The organism is Shinella zoogloeoides (genome assembly GCF_020883495.1).
Classification (GTDB): Bacteria; Pseudomonadota; Alphaproteobacteria; order Rhizobiales; family Rhizobiaceae; genus Shinella; species Shinella zoogloeoides.
Genome location: NZ_CP086610.1, coordinates 1,509,922 through 1,530,833 on the forward strand (window position 1 = coordinate 1,509,922; position 20,912 = coordinate 1,530,833).

At 64.9% G+C, this 20,912-nt stretch carries 20 protein-coding genes; 15 read left to right on the forward strand and 5 right to left on the reverse strand.

Annotated features, from left to right (window positions below; all coding sequences use genetic code 11):
- The first annotated feature begins 14 nt into the window (after positions 1-14).
- From K8M09_RS07680 to K8M09_RS07700, 5 genes are all read left to right on the forward strand, one after another.
- On the forward strand, positions 15-656 hold the full coding sequence (locus K8M09_RS07680; RefSeq protein ID WP_160784166.1) for an SGNH/GDSL hydrolase family protein: 642 nt from the start codon (positions 15-17) through the stop codon (positions 654-656).
- 58 nt (positions 657-714) lie between these two features.
- On the forward strand, positions 715-2,160 hold the full coding sequence (lpdA, locus tag K8M09_RS07685) for a dihydrolipoyl dehydrogenase (RefSeq protein ID WP_160784167.1): 1,446 nt from the start codon (positions 715-717) through the stop codon (positions 2,158-2,160).
- Between the two features lie 87 nt (positions 2,161-2,247).
- A complete protein-coding gene (gene lipA, locus K8M09_RS07690; protein WP_160784168.1) occupies positions 2,248-3,225 on the forward strand; it encodes a lipoyl synthase in 978 nt (325 codons plus the stop codon).
- Between the two features lie 70 nt (positions 3,226-3,295).
- Positions 3,296-3,856: a P-loop NTPase family protein gene (locus tag K8M09_RS07695; RefSeq protein ID WP_160784169.1), complete on the forward strand. Its 561-nt coding sequence runs from the start codon at positions 3,296-3,298 to the stop codon at positions 3,854-3,856.
- Between the two features lie 9 nt (positions 3,857-3,865).
- Positions 3,866-4,324, forward strand: coding sequence for a type II toxin-antitoxin system RatA family toxin (locus K8M09_RS07700; RefSeq protein WP_160784170.1), 459 nt, complete (start codon positions 3,866-3,868; stop codon positions 4,322-4,324).
- Here K8M09_RS07700 and K8M09_RS07705 read toward each other — a convergent pair.
- The 3 genes from K8M09_RS07705 to K8M09_RS23650 are packed head-to-tail and all read right to left on the reverse strand — an operon-like array spanning position 4,313 to position 6,188.
- Positions 4,313-4,810: a CinA family protein gene (locus K8M09_RS07705; protein WP_160784171.1), complete on the reverse strand. Its 498-nt coding sequence runs from the start codon at positions 4,808-4,810 to the stop codon at positions 4,313-4,315. The two genes, K8M09_RS07700 and K8M09_RS07705, sit on opposite strands and share 12 nt — an antisense overlap.
- A complete protein-coding gene (locus tag K8M09_RS07710) occupies positions 4,807-6,018 on the reverse strand; it encodes a bifunctional 2-C-methyl-D-erythritol 4-phosphate cytidylyltransferase/2-C-methyl-D-erythritol 2,4-cyclodiphosphate synthase (protein WP_160784172.1) in 1,212 nt (403 codons plus the stop codon). Before K8M09_RS07710 ends, K8M09_RS07705 begins: the two co-directional genes overlap by 4 nt.
- 41 nt (positions 6,019-6,059) lie before the next feature.
- On the reverse strand, positions 6,060-6,188 hold the full coding sequence (locus K8M09_RS23650) for a hypothetical protein (protein ID WP_267500186.1): 129 nt from the start codon (positions 6,186-6,188) through the stop codon (positions 6,060-6,062).
- Between K8M09_RS23650 and dusB the strand changes: the two genes are divergently transcribed.
- From dusB to hflX, 9 genes are all read left to right on the forward strand, one after another.
- Positions 6,165-7,190: a tRNA dihydrouridine synthase DusB gene (gene dusB, locus K8M09_RS07715; protein WP_160784173.1), complete on the forward strand. Its 1,026-nt coding sequence runs from the start codon at positions 6,165-6,167 to the stop codon at positions 7,188-7,190. The two genes, K8M09_RS23650 and dusB, sit on opposite strands and share 24 nt — an antisense overlap.
- A complete protein-coding gene (locus K8M09_RS07720; RefSeq protein WP_160784174.1) occupies positions 7,187-8,335 on the forward strand; it encodes a two-component system sensor histidine kinase NtrB in 1,149 nt (382 codons plus the stop codon). The genes dusB and K8M09_RS07720 overlap by 4 nt, the downstream gene beginning before the upstream one ends.
- Entirely contained in the window at positions 8,335-9,789 is a 1,455-nt protein-coding gene (ntrC, locus tag K8M09_RS07725; RefSeq protein ID WP_160784175.1) for a nitrogen regulation protein NR(I), read from the forward strand. The genes K8M09_RS07720 and ntrC overlap by 1 nt, the downstream gene beginning before the upstream one ends.
- Before the next feature lie 202 nt (positions 9,790-9,991).
- Positions 9,992-12,262 (forward strand): sensor histidine kinase NtrY-like, encoded by a 2,271-nt coding sequence (locus K8M09_RS07730; RefSeq protein ID WP_160784176.1) that lies wholly within the window; start codon positions 9,992-9,994, stop codon positions 12,260-12,262.
- Positions 12,252-13,616: a nitrogen assimilation response regulator NtrX gene (gene ntrX / locus K8M09_RS07735; protein WP_160784177.1), complete on the forward strand. Its 1,365-nt coding sequence runs from the start codon at positions 12,252-12,254 to the stop codon at positions 13,614-13,616. The genes K8M09_RS07730 and ntrX overlap by 11 nt, the downstream gene beginning before the upstream one ends.
- A gap of 30 nt (positions 13,617-13,646) precedes the next feature.
- Positions 13,647-15,023: a Trk system potassium transporter TrkA gene (gene trkA / locus K8M09_RS07740; protein ID WP_160784178.1), complete on the forward strand. Its 1,377-nt coding sequence runs from the start codon at positions 13,647-13,649 to the stop codon at positions 15,021-15,023.
- 7 nt (positions 15,024-15,030) lie between these two features.
- Positions 15,031-15,894: a D-amino-acid transaminase gene (locus tag K8M09_RS07745; RefSeq protein WP_160784179.1), complete on the forward strand. Its 864-nt coding sequence runs from the start codon at positions 15,031-15,033 to the stop codon at positions 15,892-15,894.
- A 96-nt stretch (positions 15,895-15,990) separates the two neighbouring features.
- Positions 15,991-16,233, forward strand: coding sequence for an RNA chaperone Hfq (gene hfq / locus K8M09_RS07750; protein WP_023514954.1), 243 nt, complete (start codon positions 15,991-15,993; stop codon positions 16,231-16,233).
- 77 nt (positions 16,234-16,310) lie between these two features.
- Entirely contained in the window at positions 16,311-17,636 is a 1,326-nt protein-coding gene (hflX, locus tag K8M09_RS07755; protein WP_160784180.1) for a GTPase HflX, read from the forward strand.
- Positions 17,637-17,824: 188 nt separating this feature from the next.
- Here hflX and mazG read toward each other — a convergent pair whose 3' ends face one another.
- Positions 17,825-18,661, reverse strand: coding sequence for a nucleoside triphosphate pyrophosphohydrolase (gene mazG, locus K8M09_RS07760; RefSeq protein ID WP_160784181.1), 837 nt, complete (start codon positions 18,659-18,661; stop codon positions 17,825-17,827).
- 8 nt (positions 18,662-18,669) lie between these two features.
- Positions 18,670-19,257: a deaminase gene (locus K8M09_RS07765; RefSeq protein ID WP_160784182.1), complete on the reverse strand. Its 588-nt coding sequence runs from the start codon at positions 19,255-19,257 to the stop codon at positions 18,670-18,672.
- A gap of 214 nt (positions 19,258-19,471) precedes the next feature.
- On the opposite strand from K8M09_RS07765, the gene cysG reads away from it, so the two are divergent.
- On the forward strand, positions 19,472-20,911 hold the full coding sequence (gene cysG, locus K8M09_RS07770; protein ID WP_160784183.1) for a siroheme synthase CysG: 1,440 nt from the start codon (positions 19,472-19,474) through the stop codon (positions 20,909-20,911).
- The last annotated feature ends 1 nt before the right edge of the window (position 20,912 follow it).

Below are 20,912 nucleotides of genomic sequence, written 5' to 3' on the forward strand. Positions count from 1 at the left end.
AGCGGGGTGCGGCCATGAAAACGGTTCTCTGCTACGGTGACAGCCTGACCTGGGGCTACAACGCGGAAACGCTCGACCGACACTCCTTCACGGATCGGTGGCCGAGCGTTCTCGCCAAGGCTCTGGGACCTGACGTCACCGTGATCGCGGAGGGACTCAATGGCCGCACCACCGCCTATGACGATCATCTGGCGGATTGCGACCGCAACGGCGCGCGCATCCTGCCGACGATCCTGCACAGCCACGATCCGATCGATCTCGTGATCATCCTGCTGGGTGCCAACGACATGAAGCCGGCCATCTGCGGCACGGCCTTCGGTTCGGTGCAGGGCATGGAGCGGCTGGTGTCGCTGGTGCGCCACCACGCCTGGTCGTTCGGTGCGGAAGAGGGGCCGGAAGTGCTGCTCGTCTCGCCGCCGCCGCTGTGCGAAACCGCCAACACCGCCTTCGCGGCGATGTTTGCCGGCGGCGTGGAGCAATCGGCCATGCTGGCGACGCTCTATGCGGACCTTGCGGACGAGACCGGCTGCGGTTTCTTCGATGCCGGCTCCGTTGCTGAAACGACGCCGCTCGACGGTGTGCATCTCGATGCGGCCAATACGCGGGCGATCGGCAAGGGTCTGGAGCCGGTCGTGCGCATGATGCTCGGACTCTAAACATATAGGACAAGACGCGGCGCTTCGTTCCCGCGCAACAAGTGAGGCAGGAAACGACATGGCTCAATCCTACGACGTCATCGTAATCGGTTCGGGTCCGGGCGGCTATATCGCCGCGATCCGCGCGGCGCAGCTCGGCCTGAAGACGGCCATCGTGGAGCGCGAGCACCTCGCCGGCATCTGCTCCAACTGGGGCTGCATTCCCACCAAGGCGCTGCTGCGCTCGGCGGAAATCTTCCATTACGCCCAGCATCCGGGCGATTACGGCATCAAGGTCGAAGGCTCGGTCACGCCGGACCTGAAGGCCATCGTCGCCCGCTCGCGCGGCATCGCCCAGCGCATGAACGGCGGCGTCGGCTTCCTGATGAAGAAGAACAAGGTCGACATCATCTGGGGCGAGGCCAAGGTCACCAAGCCCGGCGAGATCGTCGTCTCCAAGACGACCAAGGCGATCCAGCAGCCGCAGGCGCCGGTTCCGAAGAACGTCCTTCCTGAAGGCACCTACACGGCCAAGCACATCGTCATCGCCACCGGCGCACGCCCCCGCGCGCTGCCGGGCATCGAGCCGGACGGCAAGCTGATCTGGACCTATTTCGAGGCGATGAAGCCGGAAGAAATGCCGAAGTCCCTGCTCGTCATGGGTTCGGGCGCCATCGGCATCGAGTTCGCTTCTTTCTATCGCACGCTCGGCGTCGATGTGACGGTCGTTGAGGTGATGAAGTCCGTCATGCCGGTCGAGGACGTCGAAATCTCGGCGCTCGCCAAGAAGCAGTTCGAAAAGCAGGGCATGAAGATCCATCTGGAGGCCAAGGTCGCCAAGGTGGAGAAGGGCGCCAACTCCATCACCGCCCATGTCGAGATGAAGGACGGCAAGATCGAGAAGATCACCGCCGACCGCATGATCTCCGCCGTCGGCGTGCAGGCCAATATCGAGAATATCGGCCTTGAGGCGATCGGCGTGAAGACCGACCGCGGTTTCATCGCCATCGACGGCTACGGCAAGACCAACGTTCCCGGCATCTACGCCATCGGCGACGTCGCCGGCCCGCCGATGCTGGCCCACAAGGCCGAGCACGAAGCCGTCATCTGCATCGAGAAGATCGCCGGCCTGCCGAACGTGCATCCGATGGACAAGTCCAAGATCCCGGGTTGCACCTATTGTCACCCGCAGGTCGCCTCCGTGGGGCTCACGGAAGCCAAGGCCAAGGAACAGGGCCGCGACATCCGCGTCGGCCGCTTCACCTTCGCCGGCAACGGCAAGGCCGTGGCGCTGGGCGAGGACCAGGGCATGGTCAAGACGATCTTCGACAAGAAGACCGGCGAACTGCTCGGCGCGCATATGGTGGGCGCGGAAGTGACCGAGATGATCCAGGGCTTCGTCGTCGCCATGAACCTCGAAACGACCGAGGAAGAGCTGATGCACACGATCTTCCCGCATCCGACCATCTCTGAAACCATGAAGGAAAGCGTTCTCGACGCCTATGGGCGTGCACTGAACGCTTGAACGTGCTAAAGCCCGCCTCCACATGAGGCGGGCTCAATTTTTTGGGCCGTAAGACGGGCGGAAAAGCCTGCTAGGAAGTGGATAGACATGGTCACCATTCTCGACCGCACCAATCCTGACCCGAACGCCCCGCGCGCTCGCCACCCGGAAAAGGCCCACCGGCCGGATACCGAGGTGCTGCGCAAGCCGGAATGGATCCGCGTCAAGGCGCCGGTCTCCAAGGGCTATCAGGAAACGCGCGACCTCGTGCGCAGCCACAAGCTGGTTACGGTCTGCGAGGAAGCGGGCTGCCCGAATATCGGCGAGTGCTGGGACAAGAAGCACGCGACCTTCATGATCATGGGCGAGATCTGTACCCGCGCCTGCGCCTTCTGCAACGTGGCGACGGGCAAGCCCAATGCGCTCGACATGGAGGAGCCGGAAAACGTTGCCAAGGCCGTCAAGCAGATGGGCCTGTCGCATGTCGTCATCACCTCGGTGGACCGCGACGACCTGGAAGACGGCGGCGCCGAGCATTTCGAGAAGGTGATCTGGGCAATCCGCGCGGCTTCCCCGCTGACGACCATCGAAATCCTGACGCCGGACTTCCTCAAGAAGCCGGGTGCGCTGGAACGTGTCGTCGCCGCCAAGCCCGACGTCTTCAACCACAATATGGAAACCGTTCCGGGCAACTACCTCACGGTTCGCCCCGGCGCGCGCTATTTCCATTCCGTCCGCCTGCTTCAGCGCGTGAAGGAACTGGACCCGACCATGTTCACCAAGTCGGGCATCATGGTGGGCCTCGGCGAGGAGCGCAACGAAGTGCTTCAGCTCATGGACGACCTGCGCACCGCCGACGTCGACTTCCTGACCATCGGCCAGTATCTCCAGCCGACGCGCAAGCACCACAAGGTCGACCGCTTCGTGACGCCGGACGAGTTCAAGTCCTACGAGACCGTCGCCTATACCAAGGGCTTCCTGATGGTCTCCTCCAGCCCGCTGACGCGCTCCTCGCACCATGCCGGCGACGACTTCGCCCGCCTGCGCGCCGCCCGCGAGAAAAAACTTCTCGCCGCCGCGGAATAGACTTTTCCGCCCGCCTCCTTTAAGCCCCGCCGTCCTGCAGGACGGCGGGGTTTTTCATTTTGGAGGGGCGATGAATATCACCATGGCGGATGCGGCAGAGCACCTGAAGACCGCGGAGCGTGTGCTGGTGATCGGCTGCTCCGGTAGCGGCAAGAGCACGCTTGCCCGCAAGCTCGCCGACCGGCTCGGCTTGCCTTACGTCTCGATGGATCGTGAAATCTTCTGGCTGCCGGGCTGGCAGTCGCGGCCGCGCGCGGAGGCACTGGCGCGTCTGGAGGCGGTCGTTGCCGACGAACGCTGGATCATCGACGGCACCAGTCCCGGCACTTTGCCGCTGCGCCTGCCGCGCACCCATCTCGTGCTCTGGCTTCGCCCGCCGCGCTACATGTCACTGTATGGTGTGATTTCCCGCTGGCTGCGCTATCGCGGGCGCTCGCGGCCGGAAATGGCGGACGATTGCCCGGAGAAGATCGACCGCGAATTCCTCACCTATGTCTGGAATTTCGAAAAGACGGAAAGCCCGGAACTCGAGGAGAATCTTGCGGCATTTGGACCCGGCGTGCCGGTTTGCGTGTTGAAATCGCGGCGGGAGAACGACCGGCTACTTGCAAGACTTGCCGCGGTTCATTAGCTCTCGGCCATGCCCCAGTTCGAAACCCGCAGGCCCGTTCCCCATACGCCAGACCAGATGTTCGATCTCGTCGCCGATGTCGAACGCTACCCGCAATTCCTGCCGCTCTGCGAGGGGCTGGCGATCCGCTCGCGCAAGGAGCGCGACGGCAAGGAGCTGCTGATCGCGGACATGACGGTGGGCTACAAGGCCATCCGCGAAACCTTCACGACGCAGGTGCTGCTGAACCGGGCCGAGCGGGCCATCGATGTGAAATATATCGATGGGCCGTTCCGCTATCTCGACAACCGCTGGCGCTTCGAGCCGACGCCGGACGGCGGCTGCTCGGTGCATTTCTTCATCGACTACGAGTTCAAGAGCCGCATTCTCGGCGCGCTGATGGGCTCGATGTTCGACCGCGCCTTCCGCATGTTCACGGAAGCCTTCGAAAAGCGTGCGGCGGCGATCTATAGCGGCTCAGTCGGCTGATATCTCCACCAGCATTTCCAGCGCCGTGCGCACGGTAGCAAGCCGCACGGCGCTGCGGCCGATATCGCCGTAGCGCATTTCGCGGTGAATGCTCTTGCCGTCTTTTCGGGCGGCAAGATGAACGAGGCCGACAGGTTTTTCCTCCGAGCCGCCGCCGGGGCCGGCAATGCCCGTGACGGCGACGGAGATGTTGGCGCCGGAATTTCCGATGGCGCCTTCCGCCATTTCCAGGGCGACCTCGCGGGAGACCGCGCCATGGGCCTTCAGCGTCGCATTGGCAACGCCGATCATTTCCCGCTTCGCCTCGTTGGAATAGGTGACGAAGCCGCGGTCGAAGACCAGCGAGGAGCCGGCAATCTCGGTGATGACGCCGGCGATCAGCCCCGCGGTGCAGGATTCGGCGGTGGCGATCATCAGCTTGCGCTCGGTGAAATCGGCGACGATGCGGCGCGCGGCATCCTCGATATCGTCTGGCCAGATGCTCATGCGTCGGTCCCCCTGTAGACGACGGTTGCGGTGGCGATGGCGGCGATGCCCTCGCGCCGGCCGATGAAGCCGATCTTCTCGTTCGTCGTTGCCTTCACCGAGCAGCGGTCGATGGAAATGCCGAGGAAATCGGCAAGGTTCTGGCGCATCGCATCGCGGTGCGGCCCGACCTTCGGCGCTTCGGCGATGAGCGACACGTCGGCATTCATGATCGTGCCGCCCCTGGCGCGCACGATGCCGGCGGCATGCTCGAGGAAGATGCGCGAGGCCGCGCCCTTCCACTGCGGATCGGACGGCGGGAAATGATCGCCGATATCGCCCGCGCCGCAGGTGGCGAGCAGGGCGTCCGTCAGGGCATGCAGGGCGACGTCGGCGTCGGAATGGCCGGAGAGCTTCTGGTCATGCGGGATGAAGAGGCCGCAGAGCGTAACGCCGTCGCCCTCCACGAGCTGGTGCACGTCGTAGCCGTTGCCGGTGCGCACGTCGGGCAATCCGTGGGAAAGGCGCTGGTCGGCCATGGCGATATCCTTCTGCAGCGTAAGCTTGACGTTACCGGCGCCGCCTTCGACGAGGTGTACGCGCACGCCGGCCCATTCGGCAATCGAGGCGTCGTCGGTGAAATCCGTGCGGCCGGAGGCGGCCGCGCGGCGATGGGCTTCCAGAATGGTCGGGAAGTGGAAGGACTGCGGCGTCTGCGCGGCGAAGAGGCCGGAGCGCGAGACGGTTTCCGCGACATTGCCGTTGGCGTCCGCCCGCTTCAGCGTATCGGCGACGGCAATGGCCGGTAGCACGGCGCGCGCGCCGTGCTGGAAGGCGGTCAGCGTGCGCTCGAGGATGGCCGGCTCGACGAAGGGGCGCACGGCATCTTGAATGAGAACGTGGCTGACAGCATCCGCGGCCAGCACGTCGAGGCCGGCGAGGACGGATTGCTGGCGCGTCGGTCCACCGTGAACGACGGTGAGCCGGTCGCCGGCGGGCAGGGCGGCGGCGCGGGCGGTCTCGAACAGCGCTTCGTCATCGGGATGTATCACCACGACGATACGCCGGGCGTGCGGCCAGTTGACGAAGAGGTCCAGCGTATGGGAGATGACCGGCCTTCCGCCGATGCGGCGGTACTGTTTTGGGCCTTCGGCATGGCTGCCGGCCCGTTCGCCCCGACCGGCGGCAACGATCACAACACCGCAGGAAAACGCATTTTCCGCCTGCATTTCGGTCCATTGCCTCCCGTTTCAAAGCGTTTTGAGGTGGTTTAGCCGGAAGGGGAGCGCAATTCCAGCGCTTCACGGAAAAATGCCGGATCGCAGGATTGCGGCTTGGCAAGAACGGCAACAATGTCTAAAAATAGTGCAAGGAAATGATCTGCTTGAAAGATGAGCATTTGGCGATCCCCGATCTCTCAGCGCCGCTGGCGATAGGCAACCAGACCCTGCGCAACCGCGTGGTTCTGGCGCCGATGTCCGGCGTCACGGACCTGCCGTTCCGCGATCTCGCCTGGCGTTTTGGCGCGGGCCTCGTGGTGACGGAGATGGTGGCGAGCCGGGAACTGGCGCTGAACGCCCGCGAAAGCTGGTCGCGCATCCGCAATTGCGGCATCCAGCCGCATATGGTGCAGCTCGCCGGCCGCGAGGCGCACTGGATGGCGGAGGCGGCGCGCATCGCGGAAGGCGAGGGCGCCGATATCGTCGATATCAATATGGGCTGCCCGGCCAAGAAGGTGATCGGCGGCTATTCCGGCTCCGCCCTGATGCGCGACCCGGACCATGCGCTCGGCCTGATCGAGGCGACCGTCAAGGCTGTGAAGGTGCCGGTGACGGTGAAGATGCGGCTCGGCTGGGATCACGATTCGCTGAATGCCCCGCATATCGCCTCGCGCGCCGAGGCCGCAGGCGCGGCGATGATCACCGTGCACGGACGCACCCGCATGCAGTTCTACGAGGGTAGGGCCGATTGGGACGCGATCCGCGCGGTGCGCGATGTGCTCTCCATCCCGCTCGTCGCCAATGGCGACGTCGATACGGCCGCGGACGCGCTGGAAATCCTGCGCCGCTCGGGTGCGGACGCCGTGATGGTTGGCCGCTCGGCGCAGGGGCGTCCCTGGCATCCGGCGGTTCTAGCCGGTGCGTGCGCGCATCCCTCGGCGGAAGAGGTCGCGGCGCTTGCCGTGGAGCACTATCGCATGATGCTCGATTTCTACGGCGTGGAAGGTGGCCTCCGCCATGCGCGAAAACATGTCGGCTGGTATCTGGAGCGCTTCGCGCCGGCCCTGACGGGGCCTGCCAAGGCCGAAATCATGACCGCGCGCGACAGCAACTTCGTCGCCGGCCGGCTGGCGGAAACTCTGCTGGACGGCGCGACGCAGAAGCTCGGAGATGCGGCATGACCGGCAAGCCGATGGACCCGAATGCGGCCAAGGCCCCGGAACTTGCGCTCGCGGTACTCAACGCCATCCAGAACCCGGTGATCCTCGTCGATGCCGATGGGCTGATCGCCTTCGCCAACTGGGAGGCGGAATCCTTCTTCGGCGCGAGCGCCAGCCATCTCGCACGCCACAAGGTCTCGACCTTCATTCCCTTCGGTAGCCCGTTGCTGACGTTGATCGATCAAGTGCGCGAGCGCCGTGCGCCGGTCAACGAATATCGCGTCGATCTCAGTTCGCCCCGGCTCGGCGCGGAAAAGCTGGTGGATATCTATGTCGCGCCGGCAACGACGGAGCCGGGATCGGTGGTCGTCGTCATCCAGGAGCGTTCGATGGCGGATAAGATCGACCGCCAACTGACGCACCGCACGGCCGCGCGCTCGGTAACGGGCCTTGCCTCCATGCTGGCGCACGAGATCAAGAATCCGCTTTCCGGCATTCGCGGCGCGGCGCAGCTTCTGGAAACCTCCGTCATCGACGAGGACAGGGCGCTGACCCGCCTCATCTGCGACGAGACGGACCGCATCGTCTCGCTGGTCGACCGCATGGAGGTGTTTTCCGACGAACGGCCGGTGGATCGCGTGCCGATCAACATCCATGCCGTGCTCGACCATGTGAAGGCCGTCGCCAAGGCCGGCTTCGGGCGCAAGATCAGGATCACCGAGCTTTACGATCCGTCGCTGCCGCCGGTCTATGCCAATCGCGACCAGCTCGTGCAGGTCTTCCTCAACCTCATCAAGAACGCCTCGGAGGCCATCGGCGACCGGCCGGACGGCGAAATCCAGCTTACGACGGCCTACCGTCCGGGCATCCGCCTTTCCGTTGCCGGGACGCGCGAAAAAATCTCGCTGCCGCTGGAATTCTGCGTGCACGACAACGGCCCCGGCGTGCCGGCGGACCTGCTTCCCCACCTCTTCGATCCCTTCATCACCACGAAGACCAATGGCTCGGGCCTCGGTCTCGCACTGGTCGCCAAGATCATCGGCGGCCATGGCGGCATTGTGGAATGCGACAGCCAGGGATCGCGGACCACCTTCCGCGTGTTGATGCCGGCCTCCCGCGGCGTCAGCGAAGACGACGACATTTCCAAGATCAAAGGACATGATTGATGACAGGCGCCACAGTCCTCGTTGCCGATGACGATGCCGCGATCCGCACGGTGCTCAACCAGGCCTTGAGCCGCGCGGGATACGACGTGCGGATCACCTCCAACGCGGCGACCCTGTGGCGCTGGATCGCCGCCGGCGAGGGCGACATCGTCGTGACCGACGTGGTCATGCCCGACGAAAACGCCTTCGACCTGCTTCCGCGCATCAAGAAGGCGCGGCCCGACCTGCCGGTGCTCGTGATGAGCGCGCAGAACACCTTCATGACGGCGATCAAGGCGTCCGAGAAGGGCGCCTACGACTACCTGCCGAAACCCTTCGACCTCACCGAGCTGATCGCCATCATCGGCCGCGCGCTGTCTGAGCCGAAGCGCAAGCCGGCGCATTTCGACGACGATACGCAGGACGGCATGCCGCTCGTCGGCCGCTCGGCCGCGATGCAGGAAATCTACCGCGTGCTCGCCCGCCTGATGCAGACGGACCTGACGCTGATGATCACCGGCGAATCGGGCACCGGCAAGGAACTCGTCGCCCGCGCGCTGCACGACTACGGCAAGCGCCGCAACGGTCCCTTCGTCGCGATCAACATGGCGGCGATCCCGCGCGACCTCATCGAATCGGAACTTTTCGGCCACGAGAAGGGCGCCTTCACCGGCGCGCAGAACCGCTCGACGGGCCGCTTCGAGCAAGCCGAGGGCGGCACGCTCTTCCTCGACGAGATCGGCGATATGCCAATGGATGCGCAGACCCGGCTTCTGCGTGTGCTCCAGCAGGGCGAATACACCACCGTCGGCGGACGCACCCCCATCCGCACGGACGTGCGCATCGTCGCGGCGACCAACAAGGACCTGAAGCAGTCGATCAACCAGGGCCTCTTCCGCGAGGACCTCTATTACCGCCTCAATGTCGTGCCGCTGCGCCTGCCGCCGCTGCGCGACCGGGCGGAGGACATTCCCGATCTCGTGCGCCATTTCGTGCAGCAGGCGGAAAAGGAGGGGCTGGACGCCAAGCGCTTCGACCAGGAGGCGCTGGAGTTGATGAAGGCGCATCCCTGGCCGGGCAATGTGCGCGAACTGGAAAACGTCGTGCGCCGTCTCACCGCGCTCTATCCGCAGGACGTCATTACCCGAGAGATCATCGAGGCGGAGCTTCGCGCCGATATCCCCGACAGCCCCATCGAGAAGACGGTTGCGCGCGCCGGCTCTCTGTCCATCTCGCAGGCGGTCGAAGAGAACATGCGCCAGTATTTCGCGGGCTTCGGCGACGGCCTGCCGCCGGCGGGCCTCTATGATCGCGTGCTGGCGGAGATGGAGTACCCGCTGATTCTCGCCGCCCTGACCGCCACGCGCGGCAACCAGATCAAGGCGGCCGACCTGCTTGGCCTCAATCGCAATACGCTGCGCAAGAAAATTCGCGAACTTGGCGTGTCTGTGTACAGAAGTTCCCGCTCTGCTTGACTTTGCGGCCGGGAGCGTTGCATTTTGGCCACAATCTGTTGCTTGAGGGTAACAGGAGGGCTGGTGGTCGAATAGGCGCGCATGCCCGGCCGTCAGGAGCATGGATGCGAATGCGACCGGTTCCACGCAGCCGGCGCCACTCCGCACAACGCGTAAGTGCGCCGACGCCCATGGGCGAACGGCCGGGGAAGCGATACGGCAGATGACCGACGGCGAGAGCCTGCTTTCGAACGAACAGGATGGCGGGGCGGTTTCCGATCGCCGCGCCTCGTTCGCCCTGCCGGGCCTGATCCTGGCCGGCGGCGCGCTCGTCGCCGCCACGATTTCGCTTTTCATCCTGCTCGGCCTGACGCCGATCAAGCCCGAACCCAATGTCGTCATCGCCTCGGCGGCGATCAACGCGCTCTTCGTTGTCGGCCTGATGTTCCTCATCGGCCGCGAGATTTTGCGCCTGCTGCGCGCGCGCAGCCGTGGCCGCGCGGCCGCGCGGCTGCATGTGCGCATCGTGGCGTTGTTTTCCATCGTCGCCATCACGCCGGCGGTGCTCGTTGCCATCTTCGCCTCCATCACGCTGGATGTCGGCCTCGACCGCTGGTTCTCCATCCGCACCCAGTCCATCGTCAGCTCCTCGCTGAACGTCGCGCAGGCCTATGTGCTGGAAAATGCGAGCTACCTGCAGGGTCAGACGGTCTCGATGGCCAACGACCTCGAGCGCAACCGGCAGCTCTACAGCCTCGACCGCACGGGCTTCATCGACCTGATGACGCGGCAGGCGCGCGGGCGCGGCATGCTCGGCGCCTTCCTGCTGCGCGCCGACGGCTCGACGATCCTGAAGGCCAACATCCCGACCGAGAATCCGCTGCCGCCAATCCCGGAGGATGCGCTCCGGGCCTCGGCTGCCGGGCAGCCGACGCTGATCCCGCCGGGCACCACCAATCTCGTCGGCGCCATCATCAAGCTGGAAAACATCCCGGATGCGTTCCTCTACACGATCCGCACGGTGGACCCCGAAGTCATGCGCTCCATGCGGATGATGGAGGAGAACACGGCGGAATACCGCGCACTGGAAACCGGCCGCACGCCGCTGCAGATCGCCTTCGGCGTGCTCTATCTCGGTTTCGCGCTGATCGTTCTGCTCGCCGCGATCTGGACGGCCATCGCGGTCGCCGACCGGATCGTGCGGCCGATCCGCCAGCTCATCGGTGCGGCCGACAGCGTTGCTTCCGGCAATCTCGACGTCAGCGTGCCGGTTCGCGTGGCGGATGGCGACGTCGGTAATCTTTCGCGCACCTTCAACAAGATGATTGCGGAAATCCGCGCGCAGCAGGACCAGATTCTCGACGCCAAGGACGAGGTGGATCACCGCCGCCGCTTCATCGAGGCCGTTCTGTCCGGCGTCACGGCCGCCGTCATCGGCGTGGAGGAGGACGGGCGGATCACCATCGCCAACCTTTCGGCGGAAATCCTGCTCGGGCGCGACGTCAATGCGCTCATCGGCATGCCGCTGGCGGAAGCCGCGCCGGAGATTGCCGCCGTGCTTGCCGAAGGCTCGACGCGCTACCGCAACGACCACCGCAAGCAGATCAACATCATGCATGGCGGCAAGGAGCGGACGCTGAATGTGCAGGTGACGCGCGAAGAGGCGAAGGATGCGCAGGAATCCTACGTCGTCACCATCGACGATATTACCGACCTCGTCATCGCACAGCGCTCCACCGCCTGGGCGGACGTTGCACGCCGCATCGCGCACGAGATCAAGAACCCGCTGACGCCGATCCAGCTTTCCGCCGAGCGTATCCGCCGCCGTTACGGCAAGCAGATCGATCAGGAGGACCGCGCGGTCTTCGACCAATGTACCGACACCATCGTGCGACAGGTCGAGGATATCGGCCGCATGGTCGACGAGTTCTCCGCCTTCGCGCGCATGCCCAAGCCGACCAAGGAGCGCTCGGACCTGCGCAGCATCCTCAAGGATGCCGTGTTCCTGCGCGAGATGGGCAATACCCATGTCGTCTTCCGCAAGGAACTGGGCGATGTGGCGCTGTCGGGCCTGTTCGACGCGCGCATGCTGGGTCAGGCTTTCGGCAATCTCATCAAGAATGCGGTGGAGGCCATCGAGGCGCTGCCGCCGGAAGCCTCGCGCGACGAGCGCAAGATTCTCGTCCGTGCCGAGCCGGACGATGCGGGTCGGCGTTTCGTTGTCGATGTCATCGACAACGGCAAGGGCCTGCCGACCGAGAACCGGCATCGTATTCTCGAACCCTATATGACGATGCGCGAGAAGGGCACGGGCCTCGGCCTCGCAATCGTCAAGAAGATCATCGAAGACCATGGCGGGCAGCTTGAGCTGCACGACGCGCCTGCGGACTTCGATCACGGCCACGGGGCGATGATCCGCGTGATCCTGCCCTATGAGGAAACGGCGGCCGCCGATGCGGACAATAAGAACAAGGAAATGAGCCATGGCGTCTGATATTCTTGTAGTGGACGACGAGGAGGGCATCCGCGAGATCGTCTCCGGCATCCTTTCCGACGAGGGGCATGAAACGCGCACCGCCTTCGACAGCGACAGCGCGCTCGCCGCCATCAGCGACCGCGTGCCGCGTCTCGTCTTCCTCGATATCTGGATGCAGGGCAGCAAGCTCGACGGCCTCGCGCTATTGGACGAGATCAAGAGCCGGCACCCCGACCTGCCGGTGGTGATGATTTCCGGCCACGGCAATATCGAGACCGCCGTTTCGGCGATCCGCCGCGGCGCCTACGATTTCATCGAAAAGCCCTTCAAGGCCGACCGGCTGATCCTGATCGCCGAGCGCGCGCTGGAAAACTCCAAGCTGCGCCGCGAGGTGACGGAACTGAAGAAGCGTTCGGGCGATCCGGTCGAACTGATCGGCACCTCCGTCGCCGTCTCGCAGCTTCGCCAGAACATCGAGAAGGTCTCCCCGACCAACAGCCGCATCATGATCCTCGGCCCCTCCGGCTCCGGCAAGGAACTGGTGGCGCGCATGATCCACCGCAAGTCGAGCCGCGCGGGCGGGCCGTTCGTCGTGCTGAACGCGGCGGCGATCACGCCGGAGCGCATGGAGATCGCGCTGTTCGGCACCGAGGGCACGCCCGGCCAGCCGCGCCGGACGGGCGCGCTGGAGGAGGCCCATGGCGGCATCCTCTATCTCGACGAGATCGGCGAGATGCCGCGCGAAACGCAGAACAAGATTCTGCGCGTGCTCGTCGACCAGCAGTTCGAGCGCGTCGGCGGCTCCAAGCGGGTGAGGGTGGATGTGCGCATCATCTCCTCCACCGCCTACAATCTCGAAAGCCTGATCGCCGAGGGCGGCTTCCGCGAGGACCTCTATCATCGCCTCGCCGTGGTGCCGGTGCGCGTGCCGCCGCTGGCCGAGCGGCGCGAGGACATTCCCTTCCTCGTCGACATGTTCATGCGTCAGATCAGCGAGCAGGCCGGCATCCGCTCCCGCAAGATCGGCGACGATGCGCTCGCCGTGCTTCAGGCGCACGACTGGCCGGGCAACATCCGCCAGCTTCGCAACAATATCGAGCGCCTGATGATCCTCGCCCGCAGCGACGGTCCCGATACGCCGATAACCGCCGACATGCTGCCGACGGAAGTGGGCGACATGCTGCCGAAGATCTCGACGCAGGGCGACCAGCACATCATGACGCTGCCGCTGCGCGAGGCGCGTGAAATGTTCGAGCGTGACTATCTCATTGCCCAGATCAACCGCTTCGGCGGCAACATTTCCCGCACTGCTGAGTTCGTCGGCATGGAACGCTCCGCGCTCCATCGCAAACTGAAGTCGCTTGGCGTATAAGTCCCTCCGGGATTTGAGGGATTCGACGATATGAAGGTCATCATTTGCGGCGCAGGGCGCGTCGGTTACGGTATCGCGGAGCGCCTGTCCGAAGAGGGCAACGACGTTTCGGTGATCGACAACCAGCCCTCGCTGATCGCCGCCATTACGGAAACGCTCGATGTCAGCGGCATCGTCGGCCATGGCGCGCATCCCGAGGTGCTGGCCAAGGCCGGCGCGGACCAGGCCGACATGCTGATCGCCGTCACGCTGTTCGACGAGATCAACATGGTCGCCTGCCAGGTCGCCCATTCACTGTTCAACGTGCCGACCAAGATCGCCCGCATTCGCTCGCAGAACTATCTGGCGCCGGAATATTCCGACCTCTTTTCCCGCGAGAACCTGCCCATCGACGTCACCATCTCGCCCGAGGTGGAGGTGGGCAAGATGGTGCTGCGGCGCATCTCCTTCCCCGGCGCGACGGACGTCGTGCGCTTTGCCGACGACCGTATCGTCATGGTCGCCATCGAGTGCATGGAGGATTGCCCGGTCGTCGAGACGCCGCTGAAGCAGCTCAGCGAACTCTTCCCGGACCTCAACGCCACCGTCACCGGCATCTATTCCAACGGAAAGCTCTCCGTTCCCAGCTCCTCCGACCAGCTTCATTCCGGCGATCTCGCCTATGTGGTCTGCGACAAGGGGCATGTGCGGCGCACGCTGGCGCTCTTCGGGCATGAGGAGCAGGAGGCCGCCCGCATCGTCATCGCGGGTGGTGGCAATATCGGCTATTTCGTCGCCAAGGCCATCGAGGACTACCAGCCGAAGACCCGGTTGAAGATCATCGAGAGCGACCGCGAGCGCGCCGTCGCCATTGCCGACAAGCTGCGCAACACCGTCGTCCTGCACGGATCGGCGCTGGACCAGAAGATGCTGATGCAGGCCGATATCCAGGATGCGGACCTCATCGTCTCGCTGACCAACAACGACCAGATCAACATTCTCGGCAGCGTCATGGCGCGCCGGCTGGGCTGCAAGCAGAACCTCGTGCTGATCAACGATCCGGCCTATGAGGATTTCACCAAGACCCTAGGTATCGACGCACATATCAACCCGCGCGCCGTCACGATCTCCGGCATCCTCCAGCATGTCCGCAAGGGCCGCATCCGCTCGGTCTATGCCGTGCAGAAGGGGGCGGCCGAGGTGATCGAGGCGGAGGCGCTGGAGACCTCGCCGCTCGTCGGCAAGCCGCTGCGCGATATCGAGCTGCCGCCCGGCATCCGCATCGGCGCGGTCTACCGAGACCAGACGGTGATCCGCCCGGACGGCAACACCAAGATCAAGGCGAAGGACCGCGTCGTGCTCTTCGCCGCCGCGGGGGCCGTGCGTCACGTCGAGCAGCTCTTCCGCGTCAGCATCCAGTATTTCTAGGAAAGCCATGCCCCGTTTCGCCTATGTCAACGGCCGATATGTCCGCCACGCGGATGCCGCGGTGCATATCGACGATCGCGGCTTCGTCTTCGCGGACTCGGTCTACGAAGTCTGCCAGATACAGCAGGGCTATATCGTGGACCTGACGCGCCATCTCGACCGGCTGGACCGCTCGCTCGGCGAACTGCGCATGCGCCCGCCGATGCCGCGCGCCGCGCTGGTCGCTATCATGCGCGAGGTGCTGCGCCGCAACCGCGTCGTCAACGGTATGGTCTATCTCCAGGTAACGCGCGGCGTCGCCCGGCGCGACCATGTCTTTCCCTTGCCGGACGTGCGCCCCACGCTCGTCGTCACGGCAAAGTCTCTCAACCCGGCGGTGAACGCCGCGAAATACGCTGCCGGTATCAAGGCGGCGACGGCGCCCGACAATCGCTGGGGCAGGGTGGATATCAAGACGGTCGGCCTGCTGCCAAACGTGCTGGCGCGCCAGCAGGCGAAGGAGGCGGGCGCGCAGGAGGCGATTTTCGTCGATGCGGACGGCCATGTGACGGAAGGCGGCGCGACGAACCTGTGGATCGTCGACAAGGCCGGAAAACTCGTCACGCGCCCGGCCGACCATGCGATCCTGCGCGGCATCACGCGCACGACCCTGATGGACGTCGCCGCCAGGATCGGCATCGAGGTCGAGGAGAGGCGTTTTACCGTCGCGGAAATGCTGGAAGCCCGGGAAGTCTTCGTGACCGGGGCGACGACGATCTGCCTGCCGGTGGTTTCCATCGACGGCACGACCATCGCCAACGGTCATCCCGGCATGACCGCGCAGAAAATCCGGGAGGCCTTTTTCGCCGTTGCGGAGAAGACCGCGATTTGATACCAAAATCGGCGGTCCGGGTGCCAAGCCGGGCCTGGGGACATTTATTTTCAGTCAACCGGTCTCAAGGGCCGGCAATCAGAAAGAAGCGGCGCCATGGCGGAACGTTCTCAGAACCTGCAGGATCTTTTTCTTAATACCGTTCGCAAGCAGAAGATTTCCCTGACGATCTTCCTCATCAACGGGGTCAAGCTGACCGGGGTTGTCACCTCCTTCGACAATTTCTGCGTGCTGCTCCGTCGCGACGGTCATTCGCAGCTCGTGTACAAGCACGCGATCTCCACCATCATGCCCGGCCAGCCGCTGCAGATGTTCGAGACCGAGGAAAGCGGCTCCTGACAGGACCCAAGACCATTAGCAAATCCGACATAGCCAAGGATTCCATCGTTCCGGAAGCTGAAAAGCACCGGGACGATATGCGTGCCGTCGTCATCGTGCCGGTGCTTAAGGCCGCGCGTGGAAAACCCGATCCGGCGGCGCCCGCGCCCCGGTCCGACGAGGCGCGACTGGAAGAGGCCATCGGCCTTGCGCGCGCCATCGACCTGACGATTGCCGCATCGGCCATCGTGCCCGTCAGCCAGCCGAAGCCCGGCACGCTGCTCGGCACCGGCAAGATCGCGGAGATCAAGGCGCTGCTCGACGAGCACGACGCCGGCCTCGTCATCGTCGATCATCCCCTGACGCCGGTGCAGCAGCGCAATCTGGAAAAGGAATGGGCCGCCAAGGTCATCGACCGCACGGGCCTCATCCTCGAAATCTTCGGCCGCCGTGCCTCCACCAAGGAAGGCACGCTGCAGGTCGAGCTTGCCCATCTCAATTACCAGCGCGGCCGTCTCGTGCGAAGCTGGACCCACCTTGAACGCCAGCGCGGCGGCGCGGGCTTCATGGGCGGCCCGGGTGAAACGCAGATCGAGGCCGACCGCCGCGTCTTGCAGGACAAGATCGTCAAGCTGGAGCGCGAGCTGGAGCAGGTGCGCCGCACCCGCCAGCTTCACCGCTCCAAGCGCAAGAAGGTGCCGCATCCCATCGTGGCGCTCGTCGGCTATACCAATGCCGGCAAGTCGACGCTGTTCAACCGTATCACCGGGGCAGGGGTTCTGGCGGAAGATATGCTCTTCGCCACGCTCGACCCGACGCTGCGCCGCATGAAGCTGCCGCAGGGCCGCACCGTCATCCTGTCCGATACCGTGGGCTTCATCTCCAACCTGCCGACCCACCTCGTCGCCGCCTTCCGTGCGACGCTGGAAGAGGTGCTGGAGGCGGACCTGATCCTTCATGTGCGCGACATGTCCGACCCGGACAACGCTGCGCAGTCCTCGGACGTGCTGCGCATCCTCGCCGATCTCGGTATCGACGAGAAGGACGGCGCGGAACGCATCCTCGAAGTCTGGAACAAGATCGACCGGCTGGAGCCGGAGGCGCGCGAGGCGCTGGTGCAGAAGGCCGGGACCCAGCCGAACGTGATGGCCGTCTCCGCCATTTCGGGCGAGGGCGTCGATGCGCTGCTGGCCGAAATCAACCGGCGGCTCTCCGGCGTTCTGGTGGATCGCGATGTCATCGTGCCGGTGATGCAGTTGCAGCTTCTGCCGTGGATCTACGACCATTCCATCGTCGATGCCCGCGAGGACCTCGAAGACGGCAATGTGCGGCTGGAACTGCGGCTGACGGAAACGGAAGCGGCGGAACTGGACCGCCGTCTCGGCATCGGCCAGAGGCCGGCGCGCGAGGATTGGGAGCGCTGAGGGCGCGCGCATTCGCGAACGCCCCTCATCCGCCTGTCGGCACCTTCTCCCCGCAGGCCGGGCGAAGGGGTATGCCGGGCCGGCTTCCTGAAAATCAACCGTCCGGGAGGGAGTGAGGCATGGCCTCCTGCCCCTTCTCCCCGCTTGCGGGGAGAAGGTCGCGGCAGCGGGATGAGGGGCAATGCCTCCTACTCCGCCAACTGCCGCTCGATCCCCTTTGCCGCCTGCCAAAGCTCTTCCATCCGCTCCAGCGTTGCCTCTTCCAGGCTCTCGCCATTGGCAGCTAACGTATCTTCGATATGCGAAAAGCGGTTGCGGAACTTGGTGTTCGTGCCGCGCAGCGCCATTTCCGGGTCCGCGCCGACATGGCGGCCGATATTGACCAGCGCAAAGATGAGATCGCCAAGTTCGTCGGCGACAGCTTTATGGTCGCCGCTATGCAGCGCCTCGCGCAACTCGCCGACTTCCTCCTCGATCTTGTCGAGGATCGGGGCGGGTTCCGACCAGTCGAAGCCGACCTTGGCGGCGCGTTCCTGAAGCTTCAGCGCCTCGACGAGGGCCGGGAAGGAACGCTGCACCGAGCCGAGATGGTGATGGAGCGGGTCTTCCGGCAGGCCGCGCTTCGCGCGGCGCTCCCGGCGCTCCTGCTTTTCCGCCTGCTTGATCGTATCCCATTGCAGCTTCACCGCCTCGGGCGTCTCGGCATCCGAGCGGGCGAAGACATGGGGATGGCGGCGGATCATCTTGTGCGTCACGGCCTCGACGACATTGCCGAAATCGAATTCGCCGCGCTCCTCCGCCATGCGCGCATGGAAGACGACCTGCAGGAGGAGGTCGCCCAGTTCCTCGCAGAGATCGTCCATGTCATTGCGCTCGATGGCGTCGGCGACCTCGTAGGCCTCCTCGATCGTATAGGGCTTGATCGTCTCGAAGGTCTGCACGATGTCCCAGGGGCAGCCGGTTTCCGGCTGGCGCAGGGCGGCCATGATTTCGATCAGGCGGTCGATGTCGCGGCTCGGCTGCATGGCGGGTCTCAGTTCAGCGGAATGTTATTGCCGGCCTTGCCGGACTGGTAGCTGTCCGAAAGGGCGTCGTAGGCCGCGCGGATTTCGCCATCCTGCTTGCGCAGCGCCGGCTTTTCGGCCTCCTCGGAGGTGGCGATGAGATCGGCGATGGCGGCGGAATGCCAGAAGGCGTTGGTCCTGGCATAGCCGCCCGGATCGAGCCGGAAGACTTCCTTCAGGATGCGCAGGTCGTGAGGGATGGCGAAGCTGTCGCGCGAATCCTCGTGGCTGAAGAAATAGTAGAAATTGTCGAAGCCGGCCCAGGTGATGGCCGAAAGGCACATGGAGCAGGGCTCGTGCGTGGAGAGGAAGATGTATTCCTTCGTGTCCGGCTTCTCGATGCGCTCGTAGAGGCGCTTCAGCGTGTGGACCTCGCCGTGCCAGAGCGGATTTTCCGTCTCGTTGTTGGTCTCGGCCAGTACCAGCGAAAGGTCGGACTTGCGCAGGATGGCCGCGCCGAAAACCTTGTTGCCAGCGGCCACGCCCTCGCGCGTCAGCGGCAGGATATCGCGTTCGATGACGTCGAGGAGGCGTTTTGCAAGGGCGACCTGATTCATGGCAAAAGTCCCGGTTTCTGGAGTCTCTATGGGGCATCCTTAGCGGTCGCCGCGGCGGACAGGCAAGGGCGGCCGGTGACTTATGCTCAAAATGCGGGGCCTCTGAGCAAAACAATACGCCCCTCCAAGGCCATTGGAATTTCTGTTTCTTTCGTTTCTTGCCGGTTTTCGCGATAGTGCGCACACTTCAACCGGACCAGCCCCCGACCAGCCTATGACTGAAACGCAAGACAAGCTCACGACATTCCCGGCGTTCTTCCGCGTCAGCGGCAGGACGGTCGTTGTCGTCGGCGCGGGCGACGAGGCCTTCGCCAAGGCGCGCCTGCTGTTCAACACGGATGCCCGGATCGTCGTTCTGGCCGAGGAGCCGGAAGCCGATTTCGCCCGCTTCATCGCGGAAAAGGGCCTCGATCTCGTCCGTGCGCCCTTCTCGACGGATGCCATCGCGGGCGCGACGCTCGTCTTCGCGGCAACCGGCGATGCGGCCGCCGACCGAGCCATTTCCACGGCCGCACGGGAACTGCGTATCCCGGTCAATGCCGTCGACCAGCCGGATTATTGCGATTTCTTCACGCCGGCGCTGGTCAACCGCGCGCCCGTCGCCGTCGCCATCGGCACGGAAGGCGCTGGCCCGGTTCTGGCGCAGATGATCCGCGCCGAGGTCGACCAGATCCTTTCGCCCTCGCTCGGCCGTCTGGCGAGCCTTGCCAGCGGCTACCGCGAGGCCGTCGACCGTATCCTGCCGCGCGGCGTCACCCGCCGCGTCTTCTGGCGGCGCTTCTTCCAGGGCGCGGTTGCCGATGCCGTCAACAATGGCGATATCGAACTGGCCCGCCGCTGCGCCAACACGCTGCTGAATTCGCAGGGCAGGGCCGCCGGCCATGTCTGGCTCGTCGGTGCCGGCCCCGGCGCGGAAGACCTGCTGACGCTGCGCGCCCAGCGCGTGATGATGGAAGCCGATGTCATCGTCTTCGATGCGCTCGTGCCGCAGGCCATCGTCGATATGGGCCGCCGCGATGCCGAGCGCCTGTCCGTCGGCAAGCGCAAGGGCTGCCATTCCAAGTCGCAGGAAGAGATCAACGACCTGCTGGTCGATCTCGGCAAGGCCGGCAAGCGCGTCGTGCGCCTGAAATCCGGCGATCCGCTGGTCTATGGCCGCGCCGGCGAGGAAATGGCCGCGCTGCGGCAGGCCGGCATCACGTATGAAGTCGTGCCCGGCATTACCTCGGCCTTCGCCGCCGCCGCCGATTTCGAGCTGCCGCTGACGCTGCGCGGCGTCGCGTCCTCGCTCGTCTTCACCACCGGCCACGACCTGACGGGCGCGGTCCTGCCTGACTGGGCGCGGCTTGCCATTTCCGGCGCCACCGTCGCCGTCTATATGGGCCGCACCGTGGCCGCCTCCGTTGCCGCGCGGCTGATGGATGCGGGCCTGCCTGAGGAAACCACCGTCGCCGTAGTGGAAAACGCCAGCCGCCGCGAAAGGCGGCTGCTGCACGGCACGCTGAAAGACCTTCCGGGTCTCGAACACCGCGACGAGCTTTCCGGCCCGGTCATGGTGATCATCGGCGAGGCCGTCGCCGGGGCCAATTTCGAACATTCCGAACCGCTCGCCGCCCGCGCGCCGGTTCGCGTCACAGCAGCATTGGGAGCATGAC

Coding starts and splice junctions, on each gene's coding strand:
- K8M09_RS07700 (WP_160784170.1), top strand. CDS start 3,866: ATGCCCCAGTTCGAAACCCGCAGGCCCGTTCCCCATACGCCAGACCAG.
- K8M09_RS07695 (WP_160784169.1), top strand. CDS start 3,296: ATGAATATCACCATGGCGGATGCGGCAGAGCACCTGAAGACCGCGGAG.
- hflX (WP_160784180.1), top strand. CDS start 16,311: ATGCGTGCCGTCGTCATCGTGCCGGTGCTTAAGGCCGCGCGTGGAAAA.
- K8M09_RS07680 (WP_160784166.1), top strand. CDS start 15: ATGAAAACGGTTCTCTGCTACGGTGACAGCCTGACCTGGGGCTACAAC.
- mazG (WP_160784181.1), bottom strand. CDS start 18,661: ATGCAGCCGAGCCGCGACATCGACCGCCTGATCGAAATCATGGCCGCC.
- K8M09_RS07765 (WP_160784182.1), bottom strand. CDS start 19,257: ATGAATCAGGTCGCCCTTGCAAAACGCCTCCTCGACGTCATCGAACGC.
- K8M09_RS07710 (WP_160784172.1), bottom strand. CDS start 6,018: ATGCAGGCGGAAAATGCGTTTTCCTGCGGTGTTGTGATCGTTGCCGCC.
- K8M09_RS07730 (WP_160784176.1), top strand. CDS start 9,992: ATGACCGACGGCGAGAGCCTGCTTTCGAACGAACAGGATGGCGGGGCG.
- K8M09_RS23650 (WP_267500186.1), bottom strand. CDS start 6,188: ATGCTCATCTTTCAAGCAGATCATTTCCTTGCACTATTTTTAGACATT.
- hfq (WP_023514954.1), top strand. CDS start 15,991: ATGGCGGAACGTTCTCAGAACCTGCAGGATCTTTTTCTTAATACCGTT.
- cysG (WP_160784183.1), top strand. CDS start 19,472: ATGACTGAAACGCAAGACAAGCTCACGACATTCCCGGCGTTCTTCCGC.
- trkA (WP_160784178.1), top strand. CDS start 13,647: ATGAAGGTCATCATTTGCGGCGCAGGGCGCGTCGGTTACGGTATCGCG.
- dusB (WP_160784173.1), top strand. CDS start 6,165: ATGATCTGCTTGAAAGATGAGCATTTGGCGATCCCCGATCTCTCAGCG.
- K8M09_RS07720 (WP_160784174.1), top strand. CDS start 7,187: ATGACCGGCAAGCCGATGGACCCGAATGCGGCCAAGGCCCCGGAACTT.
- K8M09_RS07745 (WP_160784179.1), top strand. CDS start 15,031: ATGCCCCGTTTCGCCTATGTCAACGGCCGATATGTCCGCCACGCGGAT.
- lipA (WP_160784168.1), top strand. CDS start 2,248: ATGGTCACCATTCTCGACCGCACCAATCCTGACCCGAACGCCCCGCGC.
- ntrC (WP_160784175.1), top strand. CDS start 8,335: ATGACAGGCGCCACAGTCCTCGTTGCCGATGACGATGCCGCGATCCGC.
- lpdA (WP_160784167.1), top strand. CDS start 715: ATGGCTCAATCCTACGACGTCATCGTAATCGGTTCGGGTCCGGGCGGC.
- ntrX (WP_160784177.1), top strand. CDS start 12,252: ATGGCGTCTGATATTCTTGTAGTGGACGACGAGGAGGGCATCCGCGAG.
- K8M09_RS07705 (WP_160784171.1), bottom strand. CDS start 4,810: ATGAGCATCTGGCCAGACGATATCGAGGATGCCGCGCGCCGCATCGTC.